Source organism: Glutamicibacter sp. X7 (genome assembly GCF_054889245.1).
Genome location: NZ_CM142678.1, coordinates 49,996 through 75,622 on the forward strand (window position 1 = coordinate 49,996; position 25,627 = coordinate 75,622).

Sequence of the window (25,627 nt, forward strand, 5' to 3'; positions counted from 1 at the left end):
TTGCGACCATGACGCCAGCCGGGCGAACCCGATCATGGCGCACCTTTGCCTGGATTTTGATTGCGCCCACGGTGCTTGGCATGTTGCTGTTCACGGTGGTGCCTATTATCGGGTCATTGCTCCTAGCGTTTTTTCGCTGGGACATCATTTCCGCGCCAGAGTTCGTTGGTTTGCAAAACTTTGCCGAGGCGGTCAGTAGCCCTACGGTGCGAGTCAGCTTTCTGAACACCATCGCGTTTGTCGTGGTTGCTGCGACCCTTCAACTGGGCATCGCCTTGATGCTTGCTGTCCTTGTGCAAGAGAAAATGCCGAACTGGTTACGAGTGTTCTTCCGCTCAGTCTTCTTCTTTCCGTTAATCCTTTCGGCTGCCAGCGTCTCCATCTTCATGAGTTACCTGTTCAACGAGCAGTTCGGAGTCGTGAATTGGTTACTGTCACTGGTCAACATTCCTGCGGTGCCGTGGCTTACCACCTCTTCGGGTTCCGCGGCCGTGATCATCTTGGTCTACGTGTGGCAGAATTTCGGCTTCTCGTTCCTATTGTTCCTCGGCGGGCTTTCGTCCATCCCCAAGGACATGTACGAAGCTGCTGAACTTGATGGTGCCGGAGGATGGGGCAAATTTGTTCACGTAACCATGCCGCTTCTGAGCCCCACCACACTGGTGGCCTCCGTGATGGCCGTGATCAATGCCCTGCAGGTGTTCGACCAACCCTATGTGCTTACCCGCGGAGGTCCGGGAGACAGCACACGCACCGCCGTGATGGTCATTTTCGAGTCAGCTTTCCAAAAACTGGAGTTCGGACTTGCATCCGCCATCGGGCTGATCCTGATGATTCTGATCATGTTCGTTACTTATATTCAATTCCGGCTCAGCCGCCGCTTCGTCTTCTATCAGTGAGGTTGGAAATGACAACCCTAGTTACTTCCAGAAAGCAACGCCGTGAACGTCATTCGGGATCGATCGGCCGTGTCATCTTCCTGTTAGCGTGCGCGCTGTTAACGCTTGGACCGGTGCTGTGGACTCTGTCCACATCGCTGCGGCCACCAGGAGAGGCCTTTGATCTACCTCCGCAGTTCCTTCCGTTGAACCCGGACTTCAGTTCTTATACGGGTGTGTTTGAACAGATCGACATGCTTCGGTTGGTGATCAACTCGGCTCTAGTTACAGGCCTTATCGCAGTGGGTCAGATGGTGTCCGCGGCAATGGCCGGGTATGCCTTCGCTCGGCTAGAGTTCCGCGGGAAGAAGTGGATATTCGCGTTGATCCTAGCAACAATGATGATTCCGGTTCAGGTAACGATTGTTCCGGTGTTCATGCTTGTTCGCGGAATGGGTCTGGCCGACACACTGCTGGCCCTAATCATTCCCGCGATCCCCACCGCGTTCGGCACCTTTCTAATGCGCCAGTACTTTATGGGTATCCCGGCCGAGCTCGCTGAAGCCGCCCAGATCGACGGGGCCAGTCCGTGGCAGACGTTCCGCAGTATCTACCTCCCCTTGGCCATGCCGGGCATGGCCATCGTCGGAGTGCTTGCCTTCAACTACCACTGGAATGAATTCTTCCGGCCGCTGATCATGACCATCTCGGAAGAAAACTTCACGCTGCCTCTTGGCTTGGTGACACTGCAGGGCAACATGGGAACAGGTTCGATATCGGTGGTGCTCGCCGGCGTGATCCTCTCGATGATCCCGGCCTTTATCGTCTTCCTTTTCGGGCAGCGTTCGCTGCGCGAGGGCTTGACCGCGGGCGTCAGCAAGTAGACAGCATTCAAGGTGACTGCCCCGCTGGGTTCCGCGATTCCCTCGTTCAGTTTTAACGGGCCGTGCCTGGCCCCACCTCGTTGGACTCATATGCGCACAGACTGCAAGAGATCACCGTGAAGTGATCACTAGCTGAACCCGGCGGGGGCGGGGCCTGTCGAATCTCGGAGGGTCAAATGGCAATGGATCATGGCACCGTTGGTTGTCGATTCTTGGCCATCGAGCAGGTTGAGAACATATTCTGCGGCCTGACGGCCCATTTCGAAATGGGGTAGTCCCATCGTGCTCAGCCCGGGAACGGTAGCTTCAGCTAGGTGCGGTTGATCATCGAAGCCGAGGATGGAGAGATCTTGCGGTACACGTAATCCAAGCCCTCCCGCGGCTAGCAGTACGCCGGTAGCGACGCGGTCATTTGCCGCGAAGACGGCGGTCGGTCGTTCGGTGCCTGTCAGGACAACTTGCGCGGCGGTAAACCCGTCGTTGATTTCCCATCCTGCCGCAACGCGGGGCAACGGTTCGAGCCCAGCGGTGGTCATCGCGGCGTGGTAGCCGGCGAGTCGGGCTGGGATCGCATCTTCGTCGTCGCCTCCGCCGATAAAGAGAATACGGCGATGTCCCAGTGCTGTCAGATGTTCAGTGGCTCGCTGGGCTCCTTCACGCTCGTCGGCGATAAAAGCCGCGAGTAACCCTTCGGCATCACGGCAATTGGCCATTGCTGCTGGCAGTGTGAGTAACGGTTTGGGAACACGAAGAGTCCGTAGGCCATTGGTAGCCAGAATAAGCGCGTCCACTCGTCGGCGAATCAACTGACGGATGGCGTGTTCTTCACGGACGGTTCCCGGACCGGCGAATGCGGTCTGGCCGATATCGGAGATGATGCTCAGATAGCCGCGATCGGCCGCGGCACTATTTACCCCACTTATGAGTTTGCCGGCGAAGGGAGACGACGCGATTTCATCGGTGACGATGCCGATGATGCCGGTTCTCTGCTGCCGCAGCGACACGCCCAAAGGGTCAGGACGGTAGTCAAGTGCCCGGGCCGCTTCGCGGATGCGCTTCTGAGCGGCCGCCGAAACGTTACCGGCCGCGGTCCCGTTCATCACCATTGAAACGGCGCTTCGGGAAACGCCTGCACGTTGTGCCACATCACGGGCCGTGGGACGAGAAGTGGACATAAATCGATACTAGACGCTGTGGTGGCGCAACCGGGTGATCGTCGTCATCACATGGAAGACCACGAGCGTAGCGATCGTGCCCATGGCAATACCGCCAAGCTGAATTGGGCCGTAGCTAATCTCTTCGGTTACCGCGATGGCGATGATCAGACCGGAGCCCGCGGTCATCAGGTTGATCGGGTTCTGGAAGTCGACTTTGTTCTCGATCCACAGGCGTGCGCCGATGATGCCGATCATTCCGTAGAGCACGATGCCGGCGCCGCCGATCACACCGGCCGGGATGGTGGAGATCAGGGCGCCGAACTTGGGGAGGAAGGCCAGAGCCATGGCCGCGATCGCTGCCACGAAGTAGGCGGCGGTGGAGTACACCCGGGAGGCGGCCATGACGCCAATGTTTTCCGCGTAGGTGGTGGTCGCCGAGCCGCCACCGAAGCCGGCGATCACGGTGGCCGCGCCATCGGCCATCAGCGCCCGACCGTTGTAGCCGCTGAGATCGGTTTTGGTCATCAGGCCCACGGTGCTCACATGACCGATATTCTCGGCCACGAGCACGAAGACCGCCGGTAGGAACATCAAGGCCACGGAGAAGTCGAAGACCGGGGTGGCGAATTGCGGCAGGCCGATCCACGGGGCCTCGCCCACGGCGGAGAAATCCACCTGGCCTTGGACCATGGCCAGCAGGTAGCCGGCGACCAGCCCGACCAGGATCGAGAGGCGCCCGAGCAGGCCCTTGAAGGCGACGGTGGCGATCACAATGGCCAGCACCGTGCCGAAGGTGGTCAGCGGCACTGTTTTCATCGGGGTCAGGGTGGCCGAGGCCAAGTTCAGCCCGATTAGCGCGACGATGGTGCCCATCACCACCGGTGGCATGAGGGCGTGGATCCAGCCGGTGCCAGATTTCTGCACGATGGCACCGACGAGCAACAGCAGGGCACCAGTCATCACGATCCCACCCAGTGCCGGCCCCATGCCCCCGCCGGTGGTCATGGTGGCACCCACCGGTGCCAGTAAGGCGAAGGAACTGCCGAGGTAGCTGGGTACCTTGCCGGCCGTGATCAGCAGGAACAGGATCGTGGCGAGCCCGGTGAAAAACAGGGTTGTGGTCACCGGGAAGCCGGTCAGGGTGGGGACCAAGATGGTTGACCCGAACATCGCCAAGATGTGCTGGGTGCCAATCGAGATGGTCTGCGGCCAGTGCAACCGCTCATTCGGGGCGACAACTTCGCCCGGGGTGATCGATTTGCCGTCGCCGTGTACTGTCCAGCCCACCTATGTTCCTTCCGCCATGGCCGGAATTGGCCTCGCCTATTCTACGCGGGCGGCCGCCTGGGCGAAGAAGTACAGTTCATGGCGGCTTGAACGTTCGAAGGCGAGCCACATGCGCTGACGGGTGGCCGCATCGGCGCGTCGCCATGCCGCGCGGACCAGATTAATCGCCTTGGTGGTGGCCGCGTCGAATTCCGGGGAGGAGTACTCGGCCAGCCACGCCGCATAGGGGTGCTCCGGATGGCTGGCGGCCGCCAGACGTTGGCCCACGTCCTGGTAGATCCAGTAGCAGGGAAGGATGGCGGCGATCAGCTCGGAATAGTTGGCGGTGCAGCTGCTGAGGTGGTTGACGTAGTTCAGCGTGGTTTCCGACGGCGTATCGCTGAAGTGCGGCAGGAAGCCACGGTGCAGTTCCATTTCCCCGTCCAGGATTCCCGTGCAACCGATGGCCCAGAAGCGTTGGGCCTCGATATCGCTGGAGATCTCACTGGCGCGGGCCAGTACCTTGGCGTAGGTGCGTAAGTAGAGGGCATCTTGGTTGATGTAGTAGTCGAAGTCCGCGCGCGGTAACGTGCCATTGGCGAGCTGGCGGATGAACTCAAGGTCGTCAATCTGCGCCCGAATATCCGCGATACGCTCCCACCATTCGAGCATCGGATCGCCCGGCTGCGAACCGGCCGCGCGGTGCAGCGCGCCGAGGTGATCCACCGGGCCGTGCCCGGAGCCGACCTGCAGGCTCGCCGCCCCTGAGATGGCTTCGGCGAGGTAGCTTTTGGCCATCTCCAACGCCTGCGACCAGTCGGATGTCGCGGCGTAGTAGGTGGCCAGCGCGGAGGAAAGTGTACACCCGGTTCCATGCGTGTGAGTTGTATCTATGCGCGGAGAAGAATATTCGGCGAGAACGCCATAGGCCCCTACAAGGGCATCCGGGCAGCTACTGGAGTTCAGATGGCCACCCTTGGCCACGACGAGCACATCGTGGCGATCGGCCAGCTGCCGCGCAAGCTCAATAACTTCTTCCCACCGCTCTGGGACGGGTTGGCCGCTGAGAGCGGCCAGCTCGTCGATATTCGGGGTCAGCACCGTGGCGCGGGGAAGCAATTGTTGCAATGCCGCCGTGGCGTCCGCGTCGAGTAGCGAGTCTCCGCTGGTGGCGATCATGACCGGGTCGAGCACCACCGGCACCTCGATGTGAGCCAGCCAGTCGGCAACCTGCGCGATGACTGCGGCATTGGAGAGCATCCCGATTTTCACCGCATCGATCCGCACGTCCTCGCTGACCGCACGGAGCTGCTCACCGACGAACTCTGGCTCGATGGCATGGACAGACCGTACACCTTGGGTGTTCTGGGCGGTCAGTGCGGTAATGACGCTCATGCCGTAGCCGCCGCAGGCGGCGATGGTTTTCAGGTCGGCTTGGATCCCGGCGCCGCCCGAGGGGTCGGATCCGGCAACAGAGAGAATATTCAGGCTCATCGGGCGGACTCCCAAGCGTCGATCAGTTCACGGGTTGCGGTTTCGGGGCTTTGTGCGGCGCAGATTGCGCGAACCACGGCCATGCCGGCGGCTCCGCCTTGACGCAGGGCGCTGGCGTCCTGCGCGGTCAGGGCGCCGATGGCGACGCAGGGAAGATCTACCCGACCGGCAGCACGCAGGAAGCCATCGATCCCAATAGGTGTTGGGTGGTCTTTTTTGGTTGGTGTGGCTCGGATGGCTCCGACGCCCAGATAGTCGATGGCCTGCGCATCACGCGCGGCTTGGGCCAGCTGATCGTCGGAGGAGGCGCTGAGCCCGATAATGCCTTCGCCAATCAGCGTGCGGGCCACCCGAACCGGAAGATCCTTCTGCCCGATGTGGATACCGGTGACCGCGGCACCCGCCGCACGGGCGGCCAAATAGACGTCGATCCGGTCGTTGATCAGCAGTTCGGCTTTGCCCTCGGTCAGTTCGGCGGCCGCGATGGCCAGCTCATAGAATTCCCGCGCGGTTTCCTCTTTCGCGCGCAATTGCACCCACTGAATGCCACCGGCGACCGCCTGCGCGATCACTTCAAGGGTGCTATGCGGGGTGCAGCTTGCCGTATTTGCCACTAAGTAGGGGCCAAGTTCACGCATTCAACAGTCCTCTAATGCTTCTCATGTCGTACGAAGTCGATGTCACTGGGCGTTACCTCGCCCAGCTCATCTAGAAAATTCACTGCAAAGCTTCCAGGTCCGCGGGAACGCGACCACGCACGTTCGGCGGCTAGTCCATACCAAGCGTGGGCGGACACGGCCGCTTCAAAGACCTCGTCGCTGGCGGCGACCATGGCGGCCGTGAAGGCTCCGAGGGCACACCCGCCGCCGGTAACCTTGGTCAGCGCCAAACCATCGGTATGAACGAGGGTGATGCGGTGGGCCTCGATGATGGCATCGGCCGGACCGGATATGGCAACGACGCTGCCGTAGCGGCGCGCTAGGTCGGTCCCGGCATCCATTGCGGCCGTGACGCTGTCGGTGGAATCAACGCCGCGGCCGGCGGATTCAAAGCCGGCCAGTGCGAGGATCTCCGAGGCATTGCCGCGGATCAGGGTGGGCCGAGCTGGCAGCAGGCTGCGGGCAAAATCGGTGCGCTCGCCAAGGGCACCGACGGCCACCGGATCAAGAATCCATGGGGTGTTTGCCTCGTTGGCCCCGGCAACCGCCTGCTCCATGGCGCGCATTTGTTCGGTGGTCGGGGTGCCGAGGTTGACCAACACCGCGGAGGCCACCTTGGCAAATTCGCGGGCTTCCCCGGGCAGATTGGTCATCGCGGGGGCCGCGCCAGCGGCCAGCAATACATTTGCCGTGAAGTTGCTGACCACCACGTTGGTTAGACAGAACACCAAGGGTTGTTGCGCGCGCATGCGTTCGGCAACGACAGATAGTCTCATGCGACATCCCTCCGCTAGTTTGACCTAGTTCAGGTTCAACGGGTCTCATCTCAGTCGGCGGCGCCGACACCCCGTGTCACTCGATGCGAGCGTACGTAACCTCGCGGCAGATCACAAATTCATGACCGGCGCCGAATAAGCGCGATCAGTGTGGTCTCATCGACGCCTTGGGCTCGTGCCAAGGCAAGTAGGTCATCCACGGCCTGCAGGATATCCCGCTCCATATGCGGTTTAGCGTGACCGGCGGCCACCACCGTGCCGGCCCGTCGCCGTGACTGCACCAGGCCTTGAGCCTCGAGTTCCTTATAGGCGCGCGCGACGGTGCCGGTTGCCACGCCTAGATCGGTGGCCAGCGCGCGAACCGTGGGGAGTCTGCTCCCCTCGGGTAGCTCGCCTAAGGCGATGAAGGTGGCGACCTGGCTACGGATCTGCTCGTAGGGAGGTAACGCAGCATCCAGGTCCACGGTAATCTTGGCGCTCATCGAATCCCTACAGAGCTGGATCTCTGCATCTTGGGGGTTGCCGGGCGCTGCAAGGCCAGCACGGCGGGTGCAAAGCAGATCACCACGCCGACTAATCCGAAATCGTTCAACAGTTGATACCCCAGTAGCAACATGGACACGATGGCCCCGGTCACCACGCGGAGCGAGCGGAATTCCAGAACCTGCCGGTACCAGATTTCTTGCTGCGCGGTGACGTTCCAGGGGATCTTTGTTGCACGGATGAGCGCACAGAAACCCGCATATGCCGCGACAAGCGCGCTAACTAAGACGAGCGGGATCCACCAGGTAGGGGTGACAAAGCCCCACAACATATCTAGCGGGGGATTTAGCAGGAAGTAGAGGGTTACTGCCACAGCAATTCCGGCGCTGATATAGGTCCATCGGGGCAAGGGGGCCGATGGCCTGGCCAGATGCCCCAGAGTTCGCGTCCGAATGATCATGTAGAGCAGGTACGCGGCGTTGATCAGTAGATACAAGAAGGCTACTGCCGTGATGAGGAGCAAAATAGCCGTGGTGCGTTCAGCCGTGGGCATGCTTGCAGGTCCGGTGCTCGGCAACATCTGCCAGAAGGCGGCGGCTACCAGTAGAGCCAGCGTAGCGCTCATGTACTGCACCGCGAATAGTTGTTCACGCAGCCGTCCGAAGGGGGAGATTGCCTGGCGGCGGCGCGCCTCGAAGTTCGTTGGTGGGCGCCAGAGCAACATGCCGAAGGAGATGGCCAGGACGGCGTAGTTCGCCGTTTCGTCCCAGCGGCCGGCAACGCTCTCGAGCCGATCCATATAGTCGATTCCGCCGCCGAGCCCGTCGAGGAACTCTGTAGACCGGTCGTAGAGCCACCGCGCCTTGTAGTGCAAGGCCTGAGCGGCGGTCGTGGCCAGAAGCACGGTCACGGTGCGATACAGCCGGTTGAGCCAGGTGATGCGCAGCAGCCGATTATCGTGTTCGGTGATTCCCTCCAGTGGCTTGCGGCGCAAGATGACCAGTGTGGCGATCAGTGCAACCACCAGAAGCGCCACGAGACTCAATAGCAGGTAGGGCAGCAGCTCCGCGGAATCGCGTAGGCCGGGCTGGGCCGAGTGGGTGATGGAGTAGTTTTCTCCATCGCCCTCGGTGATTTCGGGTCGGGGCGCTAGGCCCGGGACATCACGCACGCTGTGCAGGGCGACGAGGCCGGCGGCAAAGACGCTGAGCATCACCGCAACCAGGGTTTTGGGGATCAAACCCGAGAGCGTGCGTGGTTCGAGGGAAGCGGTGCGTTGCGGAGCAAGCTTGCGGGGCCAGGTGAATTGCCCGGCGAAGTAAAGAAAAGCCACCCACAGTGCGGGGGTGGTGGCAACTCCCACGGCCTCGGGTATACCCAGTGGCTGAGATTCATGCAGTTGGATGCTTTGCAGCGCGTCAAGCGAATTCGCTGAAGTGCTGGCAAAGAAGCCGATCGTTGCGCACCAGAAGGCGTGCCGTCTGGCTAGCTCCAGACGATCTGTGTTCCTTCCCGTCGCTAAGCCGCGCAGAATCACATAGAAAATCAATGCGGCAACGGCAAAGCTACCCAACTGAGCGCTCAAGGGATTAGTCATGGATCCACCTTTCCCCAATTAATGTATCAACAGTTTGATACAAAAGACAGGTTGCCGTCCGCGCGAAGCCCGTCCGGTGCCGTACTCTCATGTTTATGGGCTTGTTTACCTCTACTCCGCTTCCCGAACCGGTGGGCGATCACGCCCCGCCGGTCGATGAACATCCGGCGCGCATCCAGCAGGTCATCGCGAGTTTGCGCCAAGCCTCGGACGCTCGGATCACCCACCCGCGACGCTTCCGTGCACAACAACTGCGCGGCTTGGAAAAGATGCTTCAGGAGCGCGAGGTTGATTTCCTCAGCGCCCTCGAGCAAGACCTTGGCAAAAGCGTCACCGAAGCGAAGTTCACCGAGATTGATGTGGTCAAATCCGAGATTGACTACGCGCAGCGGCATCTTTCCGAGTGGATGGACTCAAGCACCGTCAAGGTTCCGTTGCCGCTGCAGCCAGCCATGGCCAAGGTGGAACCGCGGCCCCTTGGGGTCGTGCTCATCATCGGGCCGTGGAACTACCCCTTGCAGTTGGTGTTGGCGCCGTTGGTAGCTGCTATCGCCGCCGGCAATGCGGCGCTGATCAAACCTTCGGAGGTCGCCCCCGCCACGAGCGGGGCACTGGCCAAATTCTTGCCGCTCTACCTCGATCCGCGGGTCTACGCCGTGTGCGAGGGTGGCAGTGATACGGCCAGCGAACTACTGAGCGCGCGCTGGGATCATATTTTCTTTACCGGCGGCGAGAAGGTTGCACGTATCGTGGCCGCCGCCGCGGCACAACATCTCACGCCCACCACCCTTGAGCTCGGTGGTAAGTGCCCGACCGTAGTGGATAACCACCTGCTGCCCACGGCCAAGCGCATCGCCTACGCGAAGTTCATGAATGCCGGACAGACCTGCGTGGCCCCGGATTATGTCCTGTCCATCGGGGATACCGACGCGTTGGTGGATCGCTTGGGCAAGGCGATCACCTCCTTCTACGGCAAGGAGCCGCTCGCACACCCGGATCTCGGGCGTATTGTGAGCGATCGTCATTTCCAGCGCCTGCGAGGACTATTGTCGATGGGCACCGTGGCCCACGGTGGCACCTTCGATGAGGCAACGCTACGCATTGCCCCGACGATCTTGCGGAACGTCGAGCTAGACAGCGAGCTGATGCGCGAGGAGATATTCGGGCCGATCTTGCCCGTGATCGAACTATCCTCCTTCGAAGAAGCCTTGGATTTCATTGCCGCTCGGCCCACCCCGCTGGCGGCCTACCTAATGAGTGAGAATCCACGGCTGCAGTCAATCTTCTCGGATCGGGTGCGCGCAGGTGCGATTGTTCATAACGCGCCCATGGCGCAAACGATCATTCCGGCACTGCCCTTCGGTGGGGTCGGTGCCAGCGGGATGGGCTCGTATCACGGTCGGCATGGATTCGAGAGGCTTTCGCAGATGCGGCCAGAACTGAGCAAGACCACGGTCATCGACACCTTCAGCACAATATATCCTCCATATTCATGGGCTAAGCGAAAGATTATTGATCGCTTGTTGTAGTGCGCCTCATATCCTTCGGGCCGACTCGAGTGGTTAGCTTGCAGAGGTCAAAAACCTAGGAGGAACTTAATGAGCCAGTCGGCGCCGCAACAGGACGGCCTGCATCGCGGACTCAAAGCACGTCATATGCAGATGATCGCCATCGGCGGTGCGATCGGTACCGGGCTATTTGTGGCATCGGGCGGAACCATTGCGCAGGCTGGGCCGGCCGGAGCGTTGACCGCCTATGCGCTGATTGGCCTGATGGTGCTGCTTTTGATGCAGTCGCTGGGAGAGATGAGCGCCCGCCTGCCCGTGGCTGGCTCCTTCCAAACCTACGCGTCGGTGTTCGTCAACCCGTCCTTTGGCTTTGCCATCGGGTGGAACTACTGGTTCAACTGGGCGATTACGGTGGCCGCGGAACTCGTAGCCGCCGGAATCGTGATGTCGTACTGGTTGCCCGACGTACCCGGCTGGATCTGGGCGGGAGTCTTCCTTGTGCTCCTGACGGGTTTGAATGCGCTCTCGTCCAAGGCCTTCGGTGAGGGTGAGTTCTGGCTTGCGGCGATCAAGGTCACCACCGTGGTGGTCTTCCTGATCTGCGGTGTGTTGATGATCGTCGGAATCCTCGGTGGCCAATCGCCGGGCTTCAGTCACTGGAGCGAGGGCGATGGGCCCTTCGTCGGCGGCTGGCTGTCGATCGTTTCGGTGTTCATGATTGCCGGCTTCTCCTTCCAGGGCACCGAACTGATTGGTATTGCCGCGGGTGAGGCAGAGAACCCGCGGCGCGATGTGCCGCGCGCCATCAAGGCCGTGTTCTGGCGCATTATGCTCTTCTACATCGGCGCTATCTTCATCATCGGCACGCTCATCAGCTACACGGATCCCTCGCTACTCTCCTCGGGCGAGGCCGATATCGCCTCGTCGCCCTTCACCTTGGTCTTTGAGCGCGCGGGCATCGCTTTTGCCGCCGCCCTGATGAACGCGGTGATCCTTTCGGCCATTCTGTCGGCCGGAAACTCCGGGCTTTATGCCTCCACGCGTATGTTGTACTCGATGGCCCGCGACGGCAAGGCGCCGAAAATCTTCGGTCGCGTCAACCGTCGTGGTGTGCCGATTCCGGCCATGCTGCTCACCGCATCGGTAGGGCTCTTCGGCTTCCTCACCGCCGTGGTGGGGCAGGGCGCGGCCTACACCTGGTTGCTGAACGTGTCCGGGCTTTCCGGATTCATTGCATGGGTGGGCATCGCGGTGTGCCACTACCGTTTCCGGAAGTCCTACATCGCCAGTGGCCAGCCCCTGAAAGACCTGCCGTACAAGGCCCCGTTCTTCCCCTTTGGCCCGATCCTTGCATTTGCCATCTTGATCGTGGTGATCGCCGGGCAGAACTACGAGGCGGTGGTCTCCGGACACGTTCTGGAGGTGGTCTCCAGCTACATTGGCTTGCCGATCTTCCTGCTGCTCTGGTTGATCCACTGGCTTGCCACACGCCATAGCGTCCGCGCGGCCTTCGACCCCTGGAAGCTCGAGGTTAACTAACCTCTAGCTCTCCAGCGCCGCATCGACAATACGTTTCGCCTCGCTGAGCACCTCTTGCAGGTGCTCAGCCGAAACCCAGGATTCGGCGTAAATCTTGTAGAGGTCCTCGGTTCCCGATGGGCGGGCGGCGAACCATGCGTGCTCCGTGGACACCTTCAAGCCACCGATCGCAAAACCGGCTGCCTCGGTAGCCTTGGCGGTGATTGGATGTCCCGCCAGCTCGGTGGCTGGGACATCCTCGGGCGAAAGCTTCGAGAGCTTTTCGCGTTGAATGCGCCCGGCCGGGGCATCAAAGCGGGCGTAGTGGCTTGCCCCGTACTCCGCCACCAGCTCGGCATGACGCTGGCTCGGCGTTTTGCCCGTCACCGCGAGAATCTCGCTGGCGAGCAGGGCCAGCATGATGCCGTCCTTATCGGTGCTAAAAGCCTTACCCTCCCGATCCAGGAAGCTAGCTCCGGCCGACTCCTCACCACAGAAGGCCACTTGCCCCTGAGCCAGTGGTTCGACGAAGTACTTAAAGCCCACCGGCACCTCATGCAAGGTTCTCCCGAGTCCGGCGACCACGCGGTCGATGAGCGCGGAGGACACGAGGGTTTTGCCGATGCGCAGACTCTGATCCCACCCCGGTCGGTGGGTCACGAGGTAGTCGATGGCCACGGCCAGGAAGTGGTTCGGGTTCATCAGCCCGGCATCCGGGGTGACAATACCGTGACGGTCGGCATCGGCGTCGTTGCCCGTGGCGATATCGTAGCGATCACGGTTACCGACCAAGGAGGCCATCGCATAGGGACTGGAGCAGTCCATGCGGATTTTGCCGTCCTTATCCAAGGTCATGAAGCCAAAGCGGGGGTCCACAGACTCGTTCACCACGGTCATGTTCAATCCGTAGCGTGCGGCGATTTCACCCCAGTAGTGCACCGAGGCACCGCCTAAGGGGTCGGCTCCAATCCGAATTCCCGCTGCGGCGATGGCCGGAAAGTCGATGACCTTGGCCAGGTCGGTGATGTAGAGCTCGCGGAAATCGAAGGGCTCGAACGTCGCCTGAGCGCGCTTGATCCCTGCCGGGTCGGCGAGAAGCTCATTGGCGCGCGCCGCAATCCAATTGGTGATATTTGATTCCGCGGGACCACCATGCGGCGGGTTGTACTTGATGCCGCCGTCGGCCGGCGGGTTATGTGACGGGGTGATGATCAGGCCATCGGCCTGCGCGTCGCCACGCTCGTTGTGGACCAAAATGGCGTGGCTGACCGCGGGGGTGGGTGCCAGGCCGTCCTCGGCGAGCACCTGCACGGAATTGCCGGCGAGCACCTCCAGAGCGGTGGTGAAGGCTGGGGTGGAGAGCGCGTGGCTGTCCTTACCCACATACATCGGCCCGGTGATCCCCGCCCCAACGCGGTAATCCACGCAGGCCTGGGTAATAGCCGCAATATGTGCCTGGTTGAAGGTGCCGTTCAGGGAGCTTCCGCGATGCCCCGAAGTTCCGAAAACTACCTGTTGATCTGGGTTATTAGCGTCCGGAGTGAACTCGTCATAGGCGGCGAGCACCGCCTCTAGATCGATGAGGTCTACCTCGAGTGCTAACTGTCCTGCGCGTTCGTGTGCCATGCGGCTCCTTCGGGCTCGTGCATTTTGCAACAGTTCATAGAAGAATAGCCGGTGATGAGTTACTACCCATACCTCATGAACCAGCCGCAGCGTCCGGAGCCCACCGGTCTGTCGGTGGCTTCCTTGGTGCTCGGACTTGTGTCCATGGTGGGGCTCTTTATTATCATCCTAGTGCCCTTGGCCGGAGTGATTACCGGACATTTGGCCTACCGTCGGGAGCCAGCGGGTCGCTCGCTGTCGCTACCCGGGCTGATTACCTCGTGGGTTGGGGTGGGCCTAGCGCTGTTATGTTACGCCTTCTTCATCTGGATGTTCTGGGCGATGTCCACGACCTTCTTCGATTTCCTCGAGTACTACGACGATTACGAGGGTTACTACCAGTATGAGGATTATGGTGCGGAGTATTCGTTCCTCACCTAAAGTGCTTGTGGTTCTCTGCTCGTGGGCGTATCCTTCACATCGAGTAGCATAACGATTATCGATATGGGGGCGCGCCATGGTCATCGGTGGACTCTTTCTGGGCGTCATCATTCTTGTTCTCACGCTTCTGGTCCTTGGCCTGTCGTCGCCGTGGCCAGCGGAACGTACGGTGCGCTGGATAGCTCGGCTGTCGCTCGTCGCCGCCATCGGTACCGTCATTCTGGTCGGCTACGAGATAATCGACCTTCTACTTGGTGTGCAGTCGCGTGTGCACATTCCCGTCATGGACTTCTGGCCTGCGAACCTGCCCGAATATGGGCTGGAATTCACCGGTGCACCGGCGACGCTGGATTCAGCGACGATCAGCTCGGCCGACATTCAAGTAACCGGGCTTAGCTGGTCGACCACCCTTGTGTTGGTGGCCGGGCTGTTGGGCAATGGACTCGGGGCTTTCGCCGTCGCCCTAGGCATGCGTCGTTTGGCTCTGAAGATCAACGCCGGAGAGCCCTTTGCCGCCTCTTTGCGCCGGACCGGTCGTTGGGTGGCAGCTTTGCTCCTGGCGAGCTCGATCCTTGGACCGTTGCTCTATGGAATCGGTGCGGCGCGAGCCAGCGACGAAGCCTTGAGGTTCACCGGTTGTTCCGCGACGAACATCAGCTGCATGGATTATCTGCCGCGGCCGGGACTGGGCATTGAATTTTCCTTCGCAGGCCTGGTGTCAGCCATGGGAATCTTGCTGGTTGTGGAACTTGTCGCCATTGGAATGCAGAAAAACGCGGAGAATCTGGCACTGAAGAACGACCTCGACGGGCTTGTCTAGCGTGAGCTCCGTACGCTGCCATCTTGATGAACTACTCGCCGAGCGCGCGATGTCCCTGGTGGAGTTGAGCCAACGCATCGGCATCAGCGTGGCGAACCTGTCGGTGCTCAAGAACAATCGCGCGAAAGCGATCCGGTTCAGCACACTGCTGGCGATCTGCGAGGAACTGCACTGCACAATCGGTGAGCTACTCGACATCGACGAGGACTAAAAGCGCCGCTGGCCGCGATCCCCGAACGGGAATCGCGGCCAGCGGCGCACTCATGCAGGATCTTAGCGAACCGATCCCATGAGCTTCTTCAGTGCGGGAGTTGCCGCCATCATGCACACACCCAGCACGATCGCCGTGCCGCCCATGGCAATGAAGTACGGAATTTCATTACCGGGGGTGTAGTAGCCGGCCAGCACACCCGAAAGCGTGGTGCCCAGGGAGACCGACAAGAAGAACAGTGCCACCATCTGCGTGCCAAAGGCCGCCGGGGCCAGCTTGGTAGCCACTGCCTGCCCAATGGGGGAGAGCAGCAGTTCGGCCACCGTGCACAGGAACAGGATGCCCACGAGCGCCAGCAACGGAGTCATCGTCAGCGACTCAAGCGGGATGAAGCACAGGAAGGCGGATCCGACGATTACGAGGGAGAGGCCAAACTTCACGGCGGTGTGCGGCTGACGCTTGCCCAGCTTGGTCCACAGGGCCGCGAAGGCGCTGGCCATCAGGATGATGAACACCGGGTTGATCGACTGCACCCAGCTCGGTGGCATCTCCCAGCCGCCAAGGTGACGGTCGAGACGCGTATCCGAGTATGCGGCGATAAAGGTGAACTGCTGCTGGAACAGTGCCCAGAATCCCGCCGAAGCGATGTAGAACGGGATGAAGGCCCAAACGCCCTTACGCTCGGTCTCGGTGATCTGCTTACTGCGCAGGATCAGGAAGAAGTACAGCGCGCTGGCCGCGATGACCACGTAGGCAATGACCTGAGCCAGGTTCTCGGGGGTCACCAGGCCGGAGAAGAGTGATGCCAGAATCACCACGAGGATGCCAGCCAACAGCAGGGCGTAACGCTTGCGCTGTGCCGCAGGTAGCGGGTTAGCCACGTGGCGCACCGTATCGGGCAGGTTCTTGCGCCCCAGAGCATAGATGGTCAAGCCCAGCGCCATGCCCACGGCCGCAGCGCCGAAGCCGACGTGGAAACCAAATTCCTTATGCAGCAGCCCGGTCAGTAGCGGGCCGATGAGGCCACCGATGTTCACGCCCATGTAGAACAGGGAGAAGCCCGCATCGATGCGCGGATCCTCTTTGTCATAGAGCGAGCCAACCAGTGAAACGGCATTGGCCTTCAGGCCGCCAGAACCGATGGCCACGAAGATCAGACCAACGCTCAAACCCACGAACCCGGGCAGCAAGGCCAGCGCGATGTGGCCGATCATGATGCCTACTGCGGAGAGGAACAGTACGCGTTCCGGGCCGAGCAATCGGTCCGAGGTCCACGCGCCGAGGATCGTCGAGAGGTATACCGCACCACCGTAGGCGCCGACCAGGGAGAGGGCCAGTGACTTGTCCATGCCGAGGCCGCCGTCGGCGACGGAGTAGTACATGTAGTACGCCAGTAGCGCCTGCATGCCATAGAAGGAGAAGCGCTCCCACATCTCGACGCTGAACAGGTTCGCCAAAGCTCCGGGATGACCGAAGAATGTTTTACCCGTTCGTTGGGTGTTGGAAGTAACAGTAGACATGCGTTACATTTTTCGCCTTATTGGTTGCAAATGCCTACTTTTGCGATGAAGTTCACAGGAGCAGCTGGTGGGCCAATCCCAGGAGCAAACCCTCGTCCCCGCGCGGAGAAATCAGCTGGATAGACATTGGCATGCCGTCGATAGAAGTACTAACCGGAACGGAAATTGCCGCCGCCGAGGAGACGTTGACCATGGAGGTGTATGGGGTGTATTGGCACTGCAGGCGATAGTCGGTGTCCGCATCATGCGCCGTGTAGTAGCCGATGGGTGGCGGAGCGCTGGCCATGCCCGGAGTGACCACCACATCAAAGGCTGACCACTGCGTAATGAAATCGGCCCCGATCTGGCGGATGCGCGTAGCCGCCTGCAGACCTTGGGCCAAGGGGCGAGCCATGGAACGTCGACGGAACTCCCGGGCGAGGGTCCCGAGCAGGGACTCATCGCAGACCGGCAGGCTCTTGAGGGAATTGGTCCACACCATGGCAAAGGTCTGCGGGTAGTCCTCGGCATAGTTGAAATTGGCAGGTTCCACCCGGTGCCGTTCATTCAGGAGCTTCAAGCCCCGTTCGAAAGCCTGGCGTGCGGCCGGCTCGAGGCTAATTGGGTAAACCGGGTCGAAGGGGGACTGAGCCGAGTACCCGATGTTCAGATTGCGCAGCTTGTGCGCATAACCACCTTGCAACTTTGGCAGGTAGTGGTCCACCCCGAGCATCGCGTCGAAAAACATGGCGGCATCGAGGGCATCGTGGGCCATCGGCCCGGAGACCGTAAATTTGGGGGCGCCGAAGGAATCGTTATAACCATCAACCACGTCGCTGGGCACCCTGCCCAGAGAGGGTTTCAGCCCAACCAGCCCACAGGCTGCCGAGGGAATCCGTACCGATCCGCCGCCGTCACTTCCGGCCCCCACCGGAATCATTCCGGCCGCAATGGCAGCGGCCTGTCCTCCCGAAGAGCCTCCGGAAGACAGCCTCGAGTCCAAGGGATTGCGCGAGGGGGCGGCGACCAGATTCTCCGAATAGGTACTCAATCCGAATTCGGGCACCTGCGTTTTGCCGACAATGACCGCGCCCTCGGCACGCACCTGGGCCACCAAGGGGTGATCGGCCATGGCGATCTGTGCTTGCATCGCCTTCGACCCGTAGGTGGTGGGCATGCCCATCACCTCGTTGAGGTCCTTGAAGGCGGTCGGCAGCCCGTGCAATCGCCCGAGATCACCCTCCGCAAACCGTGCGTCGGCCTTATCCGCCGCTTGCAGGGCGCCCTCCGGGTCGACATAAACGAAGGCTCCGAGCGAATCCAGCTGTTCGATCTTATGCAGGAATTCCTCGGTGACCTCGCGGCTGGAGCGCTCGCCGGAGGCCAGCTGGTTGCGCAAGGCTAGGGCGGATCTCGTCGTCATGTCGGCTTTCGGCGTATGGGTAGTTAGTCTTAACAGCAAACACCCAATGCGAGAGGAACGCCAGCCATGAGCGATTTTGAGACTGTTTCGGTGACCCAGGTACCGAATGGCGCGCTGATCCTGGATGTACGCGAGGACTTCGAATGGGAGGCCGGGCACGCCACCGGTGCCAAGCACATCCCGTTGACCCAGCTACCCGAGCGCGTCACCGAGCTTGACCCGGATACCGACACCTACGTCATCTGCCGTACCGGTGGCCGCTCCGCGCAGGCCGCGGCATGGCTGACCGGGCTGGGCTACACCGCCTTCAACGTTGCCGGTGGCTCGGATTCTTGGCTTGAGGCCGGGTTGCCGATGGAAAGTGAGAACGGACAGGAACCCACCGTTCGATGAAATATGCCTATCTAGGGCCCGCCGGCACCTTCACCGAGGCCGCCCTGCTTCAGGTGCCGGGCGCCGATCAGTCCGAGCGACTGCCCGCAGCCAACGTCAATGCGGCGCTGGATGCGGTGCGCTCGGGCGAGGCGGACGCCGCCATGGTTCCCATCGAAAACTCGGTGGAGGGCGGAGTTTCGGCCACGCTCGATGCGATTTCACGCGGTCAGCGTCTGCAGATCGTGCGCGAGGTGCTCGTGCCGATTACCTTTGTGCTGGCCGTGCGCCCCGGGATTACCGCGCTGAAGCAGATCCACAAGGTCTCCACGCACGGGCACGCCTGGGCACAGTGCCGCATCTGGGCACAGGAAAACATCCCGCAGGCGGTCTTCGAGCCGGCCTCCTCCACGGCGGCCGGAGCCATGGGGCTTTTGGACGACGAACAGCATCATCAGGCGGCCTTCTGCTCGCCGCTGGTCGCCGCCGAACGCAACCTGAGCGTGCTCGCCGAGGGCATTGAGGACAACGCCGGGGCCGTCACCCGCTTTATTCTGGTGACCCGGCCCGGGGAGATCCCGGAACCCACCGGAGTGGATAAGACCACGCTGGTGTTGCCGTTGACCGAGGACCGCCCCGGTGCGCTGATGGGCATTTTGGAGCAGTTCACCGCGCGCGGGGTCAACCTCTCGCGCATCGAGTCCCGCCCCACCGGAGCTGGGTTGGGACGCTACTACTTCTCCGTGGACGTCGAAGGCCACCTGGCCGAGGAACGTGTGGCCGCGGCGCTCACCGGCCTACACCGGTTGTGCCCGAGCCTGCGCTTCCTAGGCTCCTACCCGGCCGCCGAAGGCCAGGCGCCGTCGGTGGACTCGCATAACTCGGACACCGCCTTTGTGCAGGCGCGTGACTGGGTCTCCAGCCTGCGCGAACGGCTGTAGCTAACGGGCGCGCAGGCGCAGTGCCGAATGATTCACCCAGACCTCGAGCTCGTTGACCTCACCGGTGGGATCCCCATCGATCTGGGTGTTCATCGGCTCGGCACAGCGTAGCGAAACCGCGGTGGTGGGGTAGATGCTCATCACCGGGATCTTGTTGCGCGCCCGGAACACCGTTTTCAGCATGATCCAGGTCCACCCGGCCATGGAGCGCGGGGAGAGCACCACGGCATCGAGCACGCCGTCGTCAATCCGGGCGTCGGGCACCAGCTCGAGGCCCTGCAGCTTGCCGCAGTTGGCGAAGAGCACCGAGCGCACCTTACGCGTCTGCCACCCCTCGTCGGACATTTTGAAGGAAACGCGCTTGCGGCGGCCCGGTAGCTGGCGCAGCCCGGCCTCCGAATAGGCCAGCCAGCCAACTTTGGCTTTGAGCTTTTCGTCGGTTTCATCAAAGAGGTCCGCGTCGGTGCCCACGCCGGCGATGACCAAGAACGCATGGTCGGTCACCTCGCCGTTCAGTAGGTTCAGCTTCATGTGCCCGACGTCGATGCCGCGCACCTTGCCGCGCACCGCGATTAACGCGCAGGTGTGCAGGTCGTCGAGGGGGATATCCACATTGCGGGCCAGCAGATTGCCGGTGCCCAGTGGCAAGATCCCCAGCGTCGCCTCGCTGTGCTCGATGACCTCGGCGGCCGCACGGATGGTGCCGTCGCCGCCCGCGGCCACGATGGTGTCGCAACCGGCATCCAACGCCTTCTGCGCCGCATCCTGCCCCGGGTCATCGGGCGTGGTTTCGAGAATAAGCGGGGGTTCCAAACCAGCTTCGGAACATACGCGGCGGACCGCCTGAATGGCTTCGTCCGCCATTGACTTGGCTGGATTAATGATCAACGCAACCTTGGTTGCATCGCTTTGATCCGCGTGGAGCGGTTCAACGGTGGCGGGTCGGTTGGCCAGCGAAAGCTTGCGCACGGAAAACCAACTGACGCCTGCGGCAATGGCCGCAGCGGCGGCCGAACTGATAATCACTACGCGCTTTGTGTGCATGATGCTCTCATCCTACTCATCGTTGTTACGCTTAAGGGGTGATCGACCTGAAAATGCTCACCGAGAATCCCGAGAAGTACCGCGCCTCGCAGCGAGCCCGCGGTGCCGATGAAACGCTGATCGACCAGCTGCTCGAAGCGGACGTAGCCCGCCGCGAAACCATTGCCTCCTTCGAGTCTCTGCGTGCCGAACAGAACGCATTCTCCAAGAAGGTCGGCAAGGCCAAGGGCGAGGAGAAAGCCGCGCTGCTGGCCGAAGTCAAGGAACTGTCCGCGCAGGTGAAGGCCGCACAGGCCGCCGCCGACGAGGCTGCCGAACGTTGCCTGCAACTGCAGCGTTCCATTCCGAACTTGATTATCGACGGCATTCCTGCCGGCGGCGAAGATGACTTTGCCGTGCTCAAAACCGTGGGAACCATCCGCGATTTCGAGGCCGAGGGCTTCGAACCGGTGGACCACCTGACCTTGGGTCTCAAGCTGGGTGCCATCGACATGGAGCGTGGCGCCAAAGTTTCCGGATCGCGCTTCTACTTCCTCAAGGGGATTGGCGCGCGCCTAGAAATCGCCATGATGAATATGGCGCTGGACCTGGCCTTGCAGCATGGCTTTACGCCGATGATCACCCCTACGCTGGTCCGTCCCGAGACCATGCAGGGCACCGGTTTTGACGTCGCGCACGACGACGAGATCTACAAGCTCGAGCGCGATGACCTGTATCTGGTCGGCACCTCCGAGGTGGCGCTGGCCGGTTACCATGCCGACGAGATTCTGGACCTCTCCGACGGCGCGTTGCGTTACGCCGGTTGGTCCTCCTGCTACCGCCGTGAGGCTGGTGCCGCCGGTAAGGACACCCGCGGCATCATTCGCGTGCACCAGTTCAACAAGCTCGAAATGTTCATCTACACCACCGTAGAAGAGGCCGAGGCCGAGCATGAGCGCTTGCTGGGGTGGGAAGAGGAAATGCTCGGGAAGATGGAGCTGCCGTACCGAGTCATCGACACCGCCGCCGGTGACCTCGGCATGAGTGCCGCCCGTAAGTTCGACTGCGAGGCCTGGGTGCCTACGCAGCAGACCTTCCGCGAACTGACGTCGACCTCGAACTGCACCACCTTCCAGGCGCGCCGCTTGAACATCCGCGAACGCGAAATCGTGGACGGCAAGCCGGGCAAGACCCGTGCAGTGGCTACCTTGAATGGCACGCTCGCCACCACCCGGTGGATCGTGGCCATTCTGGAAAACCACCAGAACGCCGACGGAAGTGTGAACGTGCCAAAGGCGCTGCAGCCTTACTTGGGTGGTCTGGAAGTCATCTCCTAACCACGTACCGTCAATGCATTACGGGGCGCCGATTTCGGTGCCCCGTTTGCTTTAATTCGCCGCTCACGATGCGGTAATTCATCAGGCGTTCATGTCACGGTGTGCCGTGGGTCATCGATTAACCTCGTCGTGGGTGGTTCACTTAGTTCATGACTGTATTGACAAAAACCGGCATCGAAGACCGGCTAGATAACGTTCGTCGACTCATTTGCCTCGACGTGGATGGCACCATCGTCGACCACCAGGGGCGGATGACCGACAGGGTGCGCGAGGCCGCCCGAGCGGTCGTCGCCGCGGGGCACGAAGTAGTTGTTTCGACCGGCCGCTCACTGGGTGCCGCCCTGCCGGTGATGCGTGAGATCGGCATCGATCATGGCCATCTGGTGGCCAGCAACGGCGGCGTGCTCGCCCGCGTCAGCGGAGACAAAGTAGAGGTCACGCACCGTGAGGTCTTTGACCCGTCTCTGGTGCTGGCGGCGCTGCACCGTAATCTACCCACCGCCAAATATGCCGTGGAAACCGAAACGGGAGCCTTCCTGTCCAGCGATATCTTCCAGGATGCGAGTTTTGGCGCCGAAACCAAGGTGGTCGAATTTGAGCGGCTACTGGAGAGCCGTGCGGTTCGCGTGGTGGTTTTCTCCACCGATGCCACGGCCGAGGATTTCGGCACGGCGGTACACGGCCTGGGGCTCTCCGGCGTGACGTACTCTGTGGGTTGGACCGCCTGGCTGGATATTGCCGCCGAGGGAACCACCAAAGCCAGCGGTTTGGAGCGTTTGCGTGGCACGCTCGGTTTTGATTCCCGCCATACCCTTGCGGTCGGCGATGGGCGCAATGATATTGAGATGTTGCAGTGGGCCGGGCACGGCGTAGCCATGGGTCAGGCCCCTGACGAGGTCAAGGAAGCGGCCGATGCGGTTACCGCCGGGGTGGACGATGACGGTCTGGCGCTAGTCCTTGAAGGGCTCCTGTAGCGTCTGCTGAAATTCCTTGGCGCTCAACCGTAGTTCCGGGCCGGTGGCCGGTGGGGCTAGGGAGCGGAAGGAAATGCCGGCCGGGGTTGTGATTTCGATGGTGTGCGGGCCGTCGCGCACCGTTCGTTCGCGCCACCCGGGGCTTTCCTTCGCGTAATTGCAGTGGGCGCACCGCCAATCACCATTGTTGAAGGTTGTTTCCCCGCCCAGCCACCATTCGAAGACGTGGTCCAGATGCTGTGGCCGATTGTTGCAGTATGGGGTGCGGCAGCGTAGATCTCGAACGCAGATGAGTTCCTTGAGCCCATCGGGGAAGGTCCGAGCCTTGGAATCCATCGCCACCAGCTCCTTATTACCCGGGGCGGTGTAGATCCGTTGAAGTTCGGGGAATGAACTGAGTCGACGTGCCAGCTCGCTGCGGTCGGGGATGATCGCACCATCCTGGGCATATTGCCGCCGCCGCGTGGCCACCAGATTTCTGGCATATTCGGCCGGGATGACGCCGTAGCCCTCCAGATTTGCCGGTTCGCTATCCCCCTGAAAGAGCGCCCGATCGGTCATGATGACCTTGAGGTCCATGAATATCGGCAACGGGAGCCCGGCCGCTTCATCCCCGCAAATGGGGCGGCGTACCAGTAGATCGGCCATAAGCTGTTCGAGGGTGCGTGGGTCGCCCTTGCGCCGTAGGGCATGCGCCTGGCGACGCAGGCACTTTTCGAGCATGACGCCATCTTCGAGTGGCAACCGTCCGGAAATGCTGATGCCGTCCTGATCGGCATGAAAACGAACATAACGCCGTTTAGCGCGTTCGTGGAGCCGATCGGTTTGGGCTCCGGCGTCGATGGAACAGGTGAACTGGCGGACCAGGTCCTGAAGCCGCTTGGTGCCGGCGCCCTCGTAGATTTCCGGGCTACAGGCTAAATAGGCGTCGAAGTCCCTGCGATGCTCGGCATCTACGTCGGCTAGCGTGGCGAGGATGATCATGACCTGCTCCTCGGAGAGGTCGCCGCGTTCAAAGCGTTGCGCCAGTCGCGGTAGGTCTTCGGCCAGCATGCGGCAGTTTTCGAGGTAACGCCGCGCCCCGTGTTGTCCGCGCCTGCGCGCTATGGCCACCGAGGCGGCACAGCCGCGGCCCTGGTCGTTTAGGTGCACACCGCGAAATTCGTGATCCTCGACGGTGCGCTTTTCGAGTTTGTAGGCGAGTTTGGTTTGCAGGGCCGAATAGGCGGCCTTGGCCCGTTCGAGCTGACGGATGGCGCGCAGGCATTCCTTGGCGTCGCCCATTTCCAGCAGATAGTCCATGCGCGTACTCAGCTCCGCGACCAGGTCGCTGAACTCCGCGTGGCCGCAGCGCTGAGGGCGCCGGTACGGCTTGATCTTTCGTTCGAGTTGTTCTCGAGCGAGATACTCTTTATCGAACATGCATTCAGGATAGGGCCCGAGTCCGACGGTTTGGCGAGGTCCGATGCCTACTGTGAATCGGCGAGCTCGAGAAGGCGTTCCACGCCGCCGCGCGCCCGCATTTCGTCGTCATATCCGGCGCGGACGATGGCGGCCGAGACCGCTTGCGGGGTGATATCCAGCGCCTCGGCGATGGCGCGCTGTTGGCCGCGCACCCCCGGGGTCAGCAGGTCGACAACTGCCCATTCGGCGCTCGTGCGGCTGCGCACCGACTCGCCAAGTAGGCGCAACAGGCCCTCGAGCTCGCTATCGCGTTCGGTATCGCCGGTGGAAACGCAGATGGGCACGCGGCCGCCGCGATGCCCCGCACCCTCCAGGGCGCCCAACGCGCGGCGTTGCGCCCTGCCCTCGACCAGTTCGGCATCCTGTGGCACCGGTTCATAGAGACTGCCGACGCCCAAGCCGATATTGCAAAAGTCCAACCGTGCACAGCGCAGCACCGCATCCACGGCCGCCGACGCATCGCGCGGCACCCCGAGCACCAGCTGCCCGCTCAGGGCCGTGAAGGGTGCGAGGGTCGGGACCCGGTCGAGCTGGGCCCAGAGGGCCTCGGTGGCCGCGGCGACGTCGGTGACCGACCGTGGTTTGGGGCTCAGCGCAAGGATGAACATGCCCTTAGTATGTCGCGGATTGCCGCGCTTGTCTGCGCAATCGGTTAGCTCGCGAGCCGAATTGTGGTGAAACGGAAGAAGAATTGCGTGGCGGGACCGATGAGCACGGCGTAGGCCACGGTACCTAGGCCCACCGGTCCTCCCAAGAGCCAGCCGATGGCGAGGACCGACACTTCCAACGCGGTGCGTACCAGGCGTAGCGAGAGTCCGGTGCGCAGGGCGATGCCGGTCATCAGTCCGTCGCGCGGACCTGGTCCGAAGTGGCTGCCGATGTACATCGCCCCACCGAGGCCATTGATGGCGATGGCGCCGAGGAGGACCAGAAGTTGCAGGGCCAGGCCGTGGAATTCGGGCAGGATGCGCAACCACAGGTCCAGCGCGATGCCGAGCCATAGGGTGTTTGCGATTGTGCCGATCCCGGGCCATTGGCGCAGCGGGATCCAGCAGAGCAGAACGACGACGCCGACGAGGATGACCAGGGTGCCCAGGCTCAGGGGCAGGCGGGTGGCGAGGCCCAGGTGAAAGACATCCCAGGGGTCGACGCCGAGCCCGGCGCGTACCAGCAGGGCCATGGCCAGGGCGTAGAGCGTGAGGCCGAGGAAAAGGGCGGTGAAGCGCAGTGGCAGGCGACCGGCGGCGAATTGTTCGCGCGGGGTCAGGTTCGTGATGGTCATGGCGTTAACTCTGGA

The 25,627-nt window shown here is 61.8% G+C and carries 25 protein-coding genes and 1 riboswitch; of the genes, 11 read left to right on the forward strand and 14 right to left on the reverse strand.

Features of this window, described 5'->3' with window-relative positions; genetic code table 11:
* Positions 1–8 precede the first annotated feature (8 nt).
* The gene (locus tag ACYU0X_RS00265) at positions 9–899 is read left to right on the forward strand and encodes a carbohydrate ABC transporter permease (RefSeq protein WP_461902831.1); all 891 of its coding nucleotides are present in this window, start codon (positions 9–11) and stop codon (positions 897–899) included.
* Between the two features lie 8 nt (positions 900–907).
* Positions 908–1,762 (forward strand): carbohydrate ABC transporter permease, encoded by an 855-nt coding sequence (locus tag ACYU0X_RS00270; RefSeq protein ID WP_418907984.1) that lies wholly within the window; start codon positions 908–910, stop codon positions 1,760–1,762.
* Between the two features lie 128 nt (positions 1,763–1,890).
* Here ACYU0X_RS00270 and ACYU0X_RS00275 read toward each other — a convergent pair whose 3' ends face one another.
* From ACYU0X_RS00275 to ACYU0X_RS00305, 7 genes are all read right to left on the reverse strand, one after another.
* Positions 1,891–2,937 carry a LacI family DNA-binding transcriptional regulator gene (locus tag ACYU0X_RS00275; protein WP_461901787.1) on the reverse strand — a complete coding sequence of 349 codons (1,047 nt, stop codon included), beginning with the start codon at positions 2,935–2,937 and terminating at the stop codon, positions 1,891–1,893.
* 9 nt (positions 2,938–2,946) lie between these two features.
* Entirely contained in the window at positions 2,947–4,206 is a 1,260-nt protein-coding gene (locus ACYU0X_RS00280) for a uracil-xanthine permease family protein (RefSeq protein WP_461901788.1), read from the reverse strand.
* 36 nt (positions 4,207–4,242) lie between these two features.
* Positions 4,243–5,679, reverse strand: coding sequence for a bifunctional hydroxymethylpyrimidine kinase/phosphomethylpyrimidine kinase (thiD, locus tag ACYU0X_RS00285; protein WP_461901789.1), 1,437 nt, complete (start codon positions 5,677–5,679; stop codon positions 4,243–4,245).
* Positions 5,676–6,317, reverse strand: a complete 642-nt coding sequence (thiE, locus tag ACYU0X_RS00290; RefSeq protein WP_418907988.1) for a thiamine phosphate synthase — start codon at positions 6,315–6,317, stop codon at positions 5,676–5,678. The genes thiD and thiE overlap by 4 nt, the downstream gene beginning before the upstream one ends.
* A gap of 11 nt (positions 6,318–6,328) precedes the next feature.
* Entirely contained in the window at positions 6,329–7,114 is a 786-nt protein-coding gene (gene thiM, locus ACYU0X_RS00295) for a hydroxyethylthiazole kinase (protein WP_418907989.1), read from the reverse strand.
* Positions 7,104–7,198, reverse strand: a riboswitch (TPP riboswitch). (Overlaps the previous gene by 11 nt.)
* Before the next feature lie 35 nt (positions 7,199–7,233).
* The gene (locus ACYU0X_RS00300) at positions 7,234–7,596 is read right to left on the reverse strand and encodes a GntR family transcriptional regulator (RefSeq protein WP_418907990.1); all 363 of its coding nucleotides are present in this window, start codon (positions 7,594–7,596) and stop codon (positions 7,234–7,236) included.
* Positions 7,593–9,194 (reverse strand): hypothetical protein, encoded by a 1,602-nt coding sequence (locus ACYU0X_RS00305; protein WP_418907991.1) that lies wholly within the window; start codon positions 9,192–9,194, stop codon positions 7,593–7,595. The genes ACYU0X_RS00300 and ACYU0X_RS00305 overlap by 4 nt, the downstream gene beginning before the upstream one ends.
* 95 nt (positions 9,195–9,289) lie before the next feature.
* Between ACYU0X_RS00305 and ACYU0X_RS00310 the strand changes: the two genes are divergently transcribed.
* Positions 9,290–10,723 (forward strand): aldehyde dehydrogenase family protein, encoded by a 1,434-nt coding sequence (locus ACYU0X_RS00310; RefSeq protein WP_418907992.1) that lies wholly within the window; start codon positions 9,290–9,292, stop codon positions 10,721–10,723.
* A 69-nt stretch (positions 10,724–10,792) separates the two neighbouring features.
* Complete coding sequence (locus tag ACYU0X_RS00315; RefSeq protein ID WP_418907993.1) at positions 10,793–12,241, forward strand: amino acid permease; 1,449 nt, start codon at positions 10,793–10,795, stop codon at positions 12,239–12,241.
* A 3-nt stretch (positions 12,242–12,244) separates the two neighbouring features.
* Here the strand turns inward: ACYU0X_RS00315 and pgm are convergent, their stop codons facing one another.
* Complete coding sequence (gene pgm / locus ACYU0X_RS00320; protein ID WP_461901790.1) at positions 12,245–13,846, reverse strand: phosphoglucomutase (alpha-D-glucose-1,6-bisphosphate-dependent); 1,602 nt, start codon at positions 13,844–13,846, stop codon at positions 12,245–12,247.
* 54 nt (positions 13,847–13,900) lie between these two features.
* Here pgm and ACYU0X_RS00325 point away from each other — a divergent pair, with 54 nt between their 5' ends.
* The 3 genes from ACYU0X_RS00325 (at position 13,901) to ACYU0X_RS00335 (ending at position 15,297) form a co-directional block, all read left to right on the forward strand.
* Positions 13,901–14,266 carry a DUF4190 domain-containing protein gene (locus ACYU0X_RS00325; protein ID WP_461901791.1) on the forward strand — a complete coding sequence of 122 codons (366 nt, stop codon included), beginning with the start codon at positions 13,901–13,903 and terminating at the stop codon, positions 14,264–14,266.
* 76 nt (positions 14,267–14,342) lie between these two features.
* On the forward strand, positions 14,343–15,086 hold the full coding sequence (locus tag ACYU0X_RS00330) for a hypothetical protein (protein WP_461901792.1): 744 nt from the start codon (positions 14,343–14,345) through the stop codon (positions 15,084–15,086).
* 1 nt (position 15,087) lies between these two features.
* Positions 15,088–15,297, forward strand: a complete 210-nt coding sequence (locus ACYU0X_RS00335; protein ID WP_461901793.1) for a helix-turn-helix domain-containing protein — start codon at positions 15,088–15,090, stop codon at positions 15,295–15,297.
* Between the two features lie 62 nt (positions 15,298–15,359).
* Here the strand turns inward: ACYU0X_RS00335 and ACYU0X_RS00340 are convergent, their stop codons facing one another.
* Positions 15,360–16,817 carry a peptide MFS transporter gene (locus ACYU0X_RS00340; protein WP_461901794.1) on the reverse strand — a complete coding sequence of 486 codons (1,458 nt, stop codon included), beginning with the start codon at positions 16,815–16,817 and terminating at the stop codon, positions 15,360–15,362.
* 52 nt (positions 16,818–16,869) lie between these two features.
* Positions 16,870–18,219 (reverse strand): amidase, encoded by a 1,350-nt coding sequence (locus ACYU0X_RS00345; RefSeq protein WP_461901795.1) that lies wholly within the window; start codon positions 18,217–18,219, stop codon positions 16,870–16,872.
* Positions 18,220–18,285: 66 nt separating this feature from the next.
* Here ACYU0X_RS00345 and ACYU0X_RS00350 point away from each other — a divergent pair, with 66 nt between their 5' ends.
* Both ACYU0X_RS00350 and pheA read left to right on the forward strand, forming a co-directional pair.
* Entirely contained in the window at positions 18,286–18,612 is a 327-nt protein-coding gene (locus ACYU0X_RS00350) for a rhodanese-like domain-containing protein (RefSeq protein WP_461901796.1), read from the forward strand.
* On the forward strand, positions 18,609–19,532 hold the full coding sequence (gene pheA / locus ACYU0X_RS00355; protein WP_461901797.1) for a prephenate dehydratase: 924 nt from the start codon (positions 18,609–18,611) through the stop codon (positions 19,530–19,532). The genes ACYU0X_RS00350 and pheA overlap by 4 nt, the downstream gene beginning before the upstream one ends.
* Here pheA and ACYU0X_RS00360 read toward each other — a convergent pair whose 3' ends face one another.
* Positions 19,533–20,576 carry a diacylglycerol/lipid kinase family protein gene (locus ACYU0X_RS00360; RefSeq protein WP_461901798.1) on the reverse strand — a complete coding sequence of 348 codons (1,044 nt, stop codon included), beginning with the start codon at positions 20,574–20,576 and terminating at the stop codon, positions 19,533–19,535.
* Positions 20,577–20,614: 38 nt separating this feature from the next.
* On the opposite strand from ACYU0X_RS00360, the gene serS reads away from it, so the two are divergent.
* Positions 20,615–21,892 (forward strand): serine--tRNA ligase, encoded by a 1,278-nt coding sequence (gene serS / locus ACYU0X_RS00365; RefSeq protein ID WP_309410267.1) that lies wholly within the window; start codon positions 20,615–20,617, stop codon positions 21,890–21,892.
* 149 nt (positions 21,893–22,041) lie between these two features.
* A complete protein-coding gene (locus ACYU0X_RS00370) occupies positions 22,042–22,866 on the forward strand; it encodes an HAD family hydrolase (protein WP_418908002.1) in 825 nt (274 codons plus the stop codon).
* On the opposite strand, the gene ACYU0X_RS00375 is transcribed toward ACYU0X_RS00370, so the two are convergent.
* From ACYU0X_RS00375 to yczE, 3 genes are read right to left on the reverse strand one after another with little or no spacing between them, the layout of a single operon-like run.
* On the reverse strand, positions 22,843–24,288 hold the full coding sequence (locus ACYU0X_RS00375; protein WP_418908003.1) for a DUF222 domain-containing protein: 1,446 nt from the start codon (positions 24,286–24,288) through the stop codon (positions 22,843–22,845). The genes ACYU0X_RS00370 and ACYU0X_RS00375 overlap by 24 nt on opposite strands.
* 47 nt (positions 24,289–24,335) lie before the next feature.
* The gene (locus tag ACYU0X_RS00380; protein WP_309410264.1) at positions 24,336–24,938 is read right to left on the reverse strand and encodes a hypothetical protein; all 603 of its coding nucleotides are present in this window, start codon (positions 24,936–24,938) and stop codon (positions 24,336–24,338) included.
* A gap of 44 nt (positions 24,939–24,982) precedes the next feature.
* A complete protein-coding gene (gene yczE, locus ACYU0X_RS00385; protein ID WP_418908004.1) occupies positions 24,983–25,612 on the reverse strand; it encodes a membrane protein YczE in 630 nt (209 codons plus the stop codon).
* Between the last annotated feature and the right edge of the window lie 15 nt (positions 25,613–25,627).

Excerpts from the sequence above, each read along its gene's own strand:
- ACYU0X_RS00265 (WP_461902831.1), top strand. The coding sequence starts at position 9 with ATGACGCCAGCCGGGCGAACCCGATCATGGCGCACCTTTGCCTGGATT.
- ACYU0X_RS00325 (WP_461901791.1), top strand. The coding sequence starts at position 13,901 with ATGAGTTACTACCCATACCTCATGAACCAGCCGCAGCGTCCGGAGCCC.
- pheA (WP_461901797.1), top strand. The coding sequence starts at position 18,609 with ATGAAATATGCCTATCTAGGGCCCGCCGGCACCTTCACCGAGGCCGCC.
- ACYU0X_RS00305 (WP_418907991.1), bottom strand. The coding sequence starts at position 9,194 with ATGACTAATCCCTTGAGCGCTCAGTTGGGTAGCTTTGCCGTTGCCGCA.
- ACYU0X_RS00310 (WP_418907992.1), top strand. The coding sequence starts at position 9,290 with ATGGGCTTGTTTACCTCTACTCCGCTTCCCGAACCGGTGGGCGATCAC.
- ACYU0X_RS00360 (WP_461901798.1), bottom strand. The coding sequence starts at position 20,576 with ATGCACACAAAGCGCGTAGTGATTATCAGTTCGGCCGCCGCTGCGGCC.
- thiE (WP_418907988.1), bottom strand. The coding sequence starts at position 6,317 with ATGCGTGAACTTGGCCCCTACTTAGTGGCAAATACGGCAAGCTGCACC.
- thiD (WP_461901789.1), bottom strand. The coding sequence starts at position 5,679 with ATGAGCCTGAATATTCTCTCTGTTGCCGGATCCGACCCCTCGGGCGGC.
- ACYU0X_RS00375 (WP_418908003.1), bottom strand. The coding sequence starts at position 24,288 with ATGTTCGATAAAGAGTATCTCGCTCGAGAACAACTCGAACGAAAGATC.
- pgm (WP_461901790.1), bottom strand. The coding sequence starts at position 13,846 with ATGGCACACGAACGCGCAGGACAGTTAGCACTCGAGGTAGACCTCATC.
- ACYU0X_RS00340 (WP_461901794.1), bottom strand. The coding sequence starts at position 16,817 with ATGTCTACTGTTACTTCCAACACCCAACGAACGGGTAAAACATTCTTC.
- ACYU0X_RS00345 (WP_461901795.1), bottom strand. The coding sequence starts at position 18,219 with ATGACGACGAGATCCGCCCTAGCCTTGCGCAACCAGCTGGCCTCCGGC.
- ACYU0X_RS00380 (WP_309410264.1), bottom strand. The coding sequence starts at position 24,938 with ATGTTCATCCTTGCGCTGAGCCCCAAACCACGGTCGGTCACCGACGTC.
- ACYU0X_RS00370 (WP_418908002.1), top strand. The coding sequence starts at position 22,042 with ATGACTGTATTGACAAAAACCGGCATCGAAGACCGGCTAGATAACGTT.
- ACYU0X_RS00270 (WP_418907984.1), top strand. The coding sequence starts at position 908 with ATGACAACCCTAGTTACTTCCAGAAAGCAACGCCGTGAACGTCATTCG.
- yczE (WP_418908004.1), bottom strand. The coding sequence starts at position 25,612 with ATGACCATCACGAACCTGACCCCGCGCGAACAATTCGCCGCCGGTCGC.
- ACYU0X_RS00300 (WP_418907990.1), bottom strand. The coding sequence starts at position 7,596 with ATGAGCGCCAAGATTACCGTGGACCTGGATGCTGCGTTACCTCCCTAC.
- ACYU0X_RS00275 (WP_461901787.1), bottom strand. The coding sequence starts at position 2,937 with ATGTCCACTTCTCGTCCCACGGCCCGTGATGTGGCACAACGTGCAGGC.
- ACYU0X_RS00350 (WP_461901796.1), top strand. The coding sequence starts at position 18,286 with ATGAGCGATTTTGAGACTGTTTCGGTGACCCAGGTACCGAATGGCGCG.
- ACYU0X_RS00315 (WP_418907993.1), top strand. The coding sequence starts at position 10,793 with ATGAGCCAGTCGGCGCCGCAACAGGACGGCCTGCATCGCGGACTCAAA.
- thiM (WP_418907989.1), bottom strand. The coding sequence starts at position 7,114 with ATGAGACTATCTGTCGTTGCCGAACGCATGCGCGCGCAACAACCCTTG.
- ACYU0X_RS00330 (WP_461901792.1), top strand. The coding sequence starts at position 14,343 with ATGGTCATCGGTGGACTCTTTCTGGGCGTCATCATTCTTGTTCTCACG.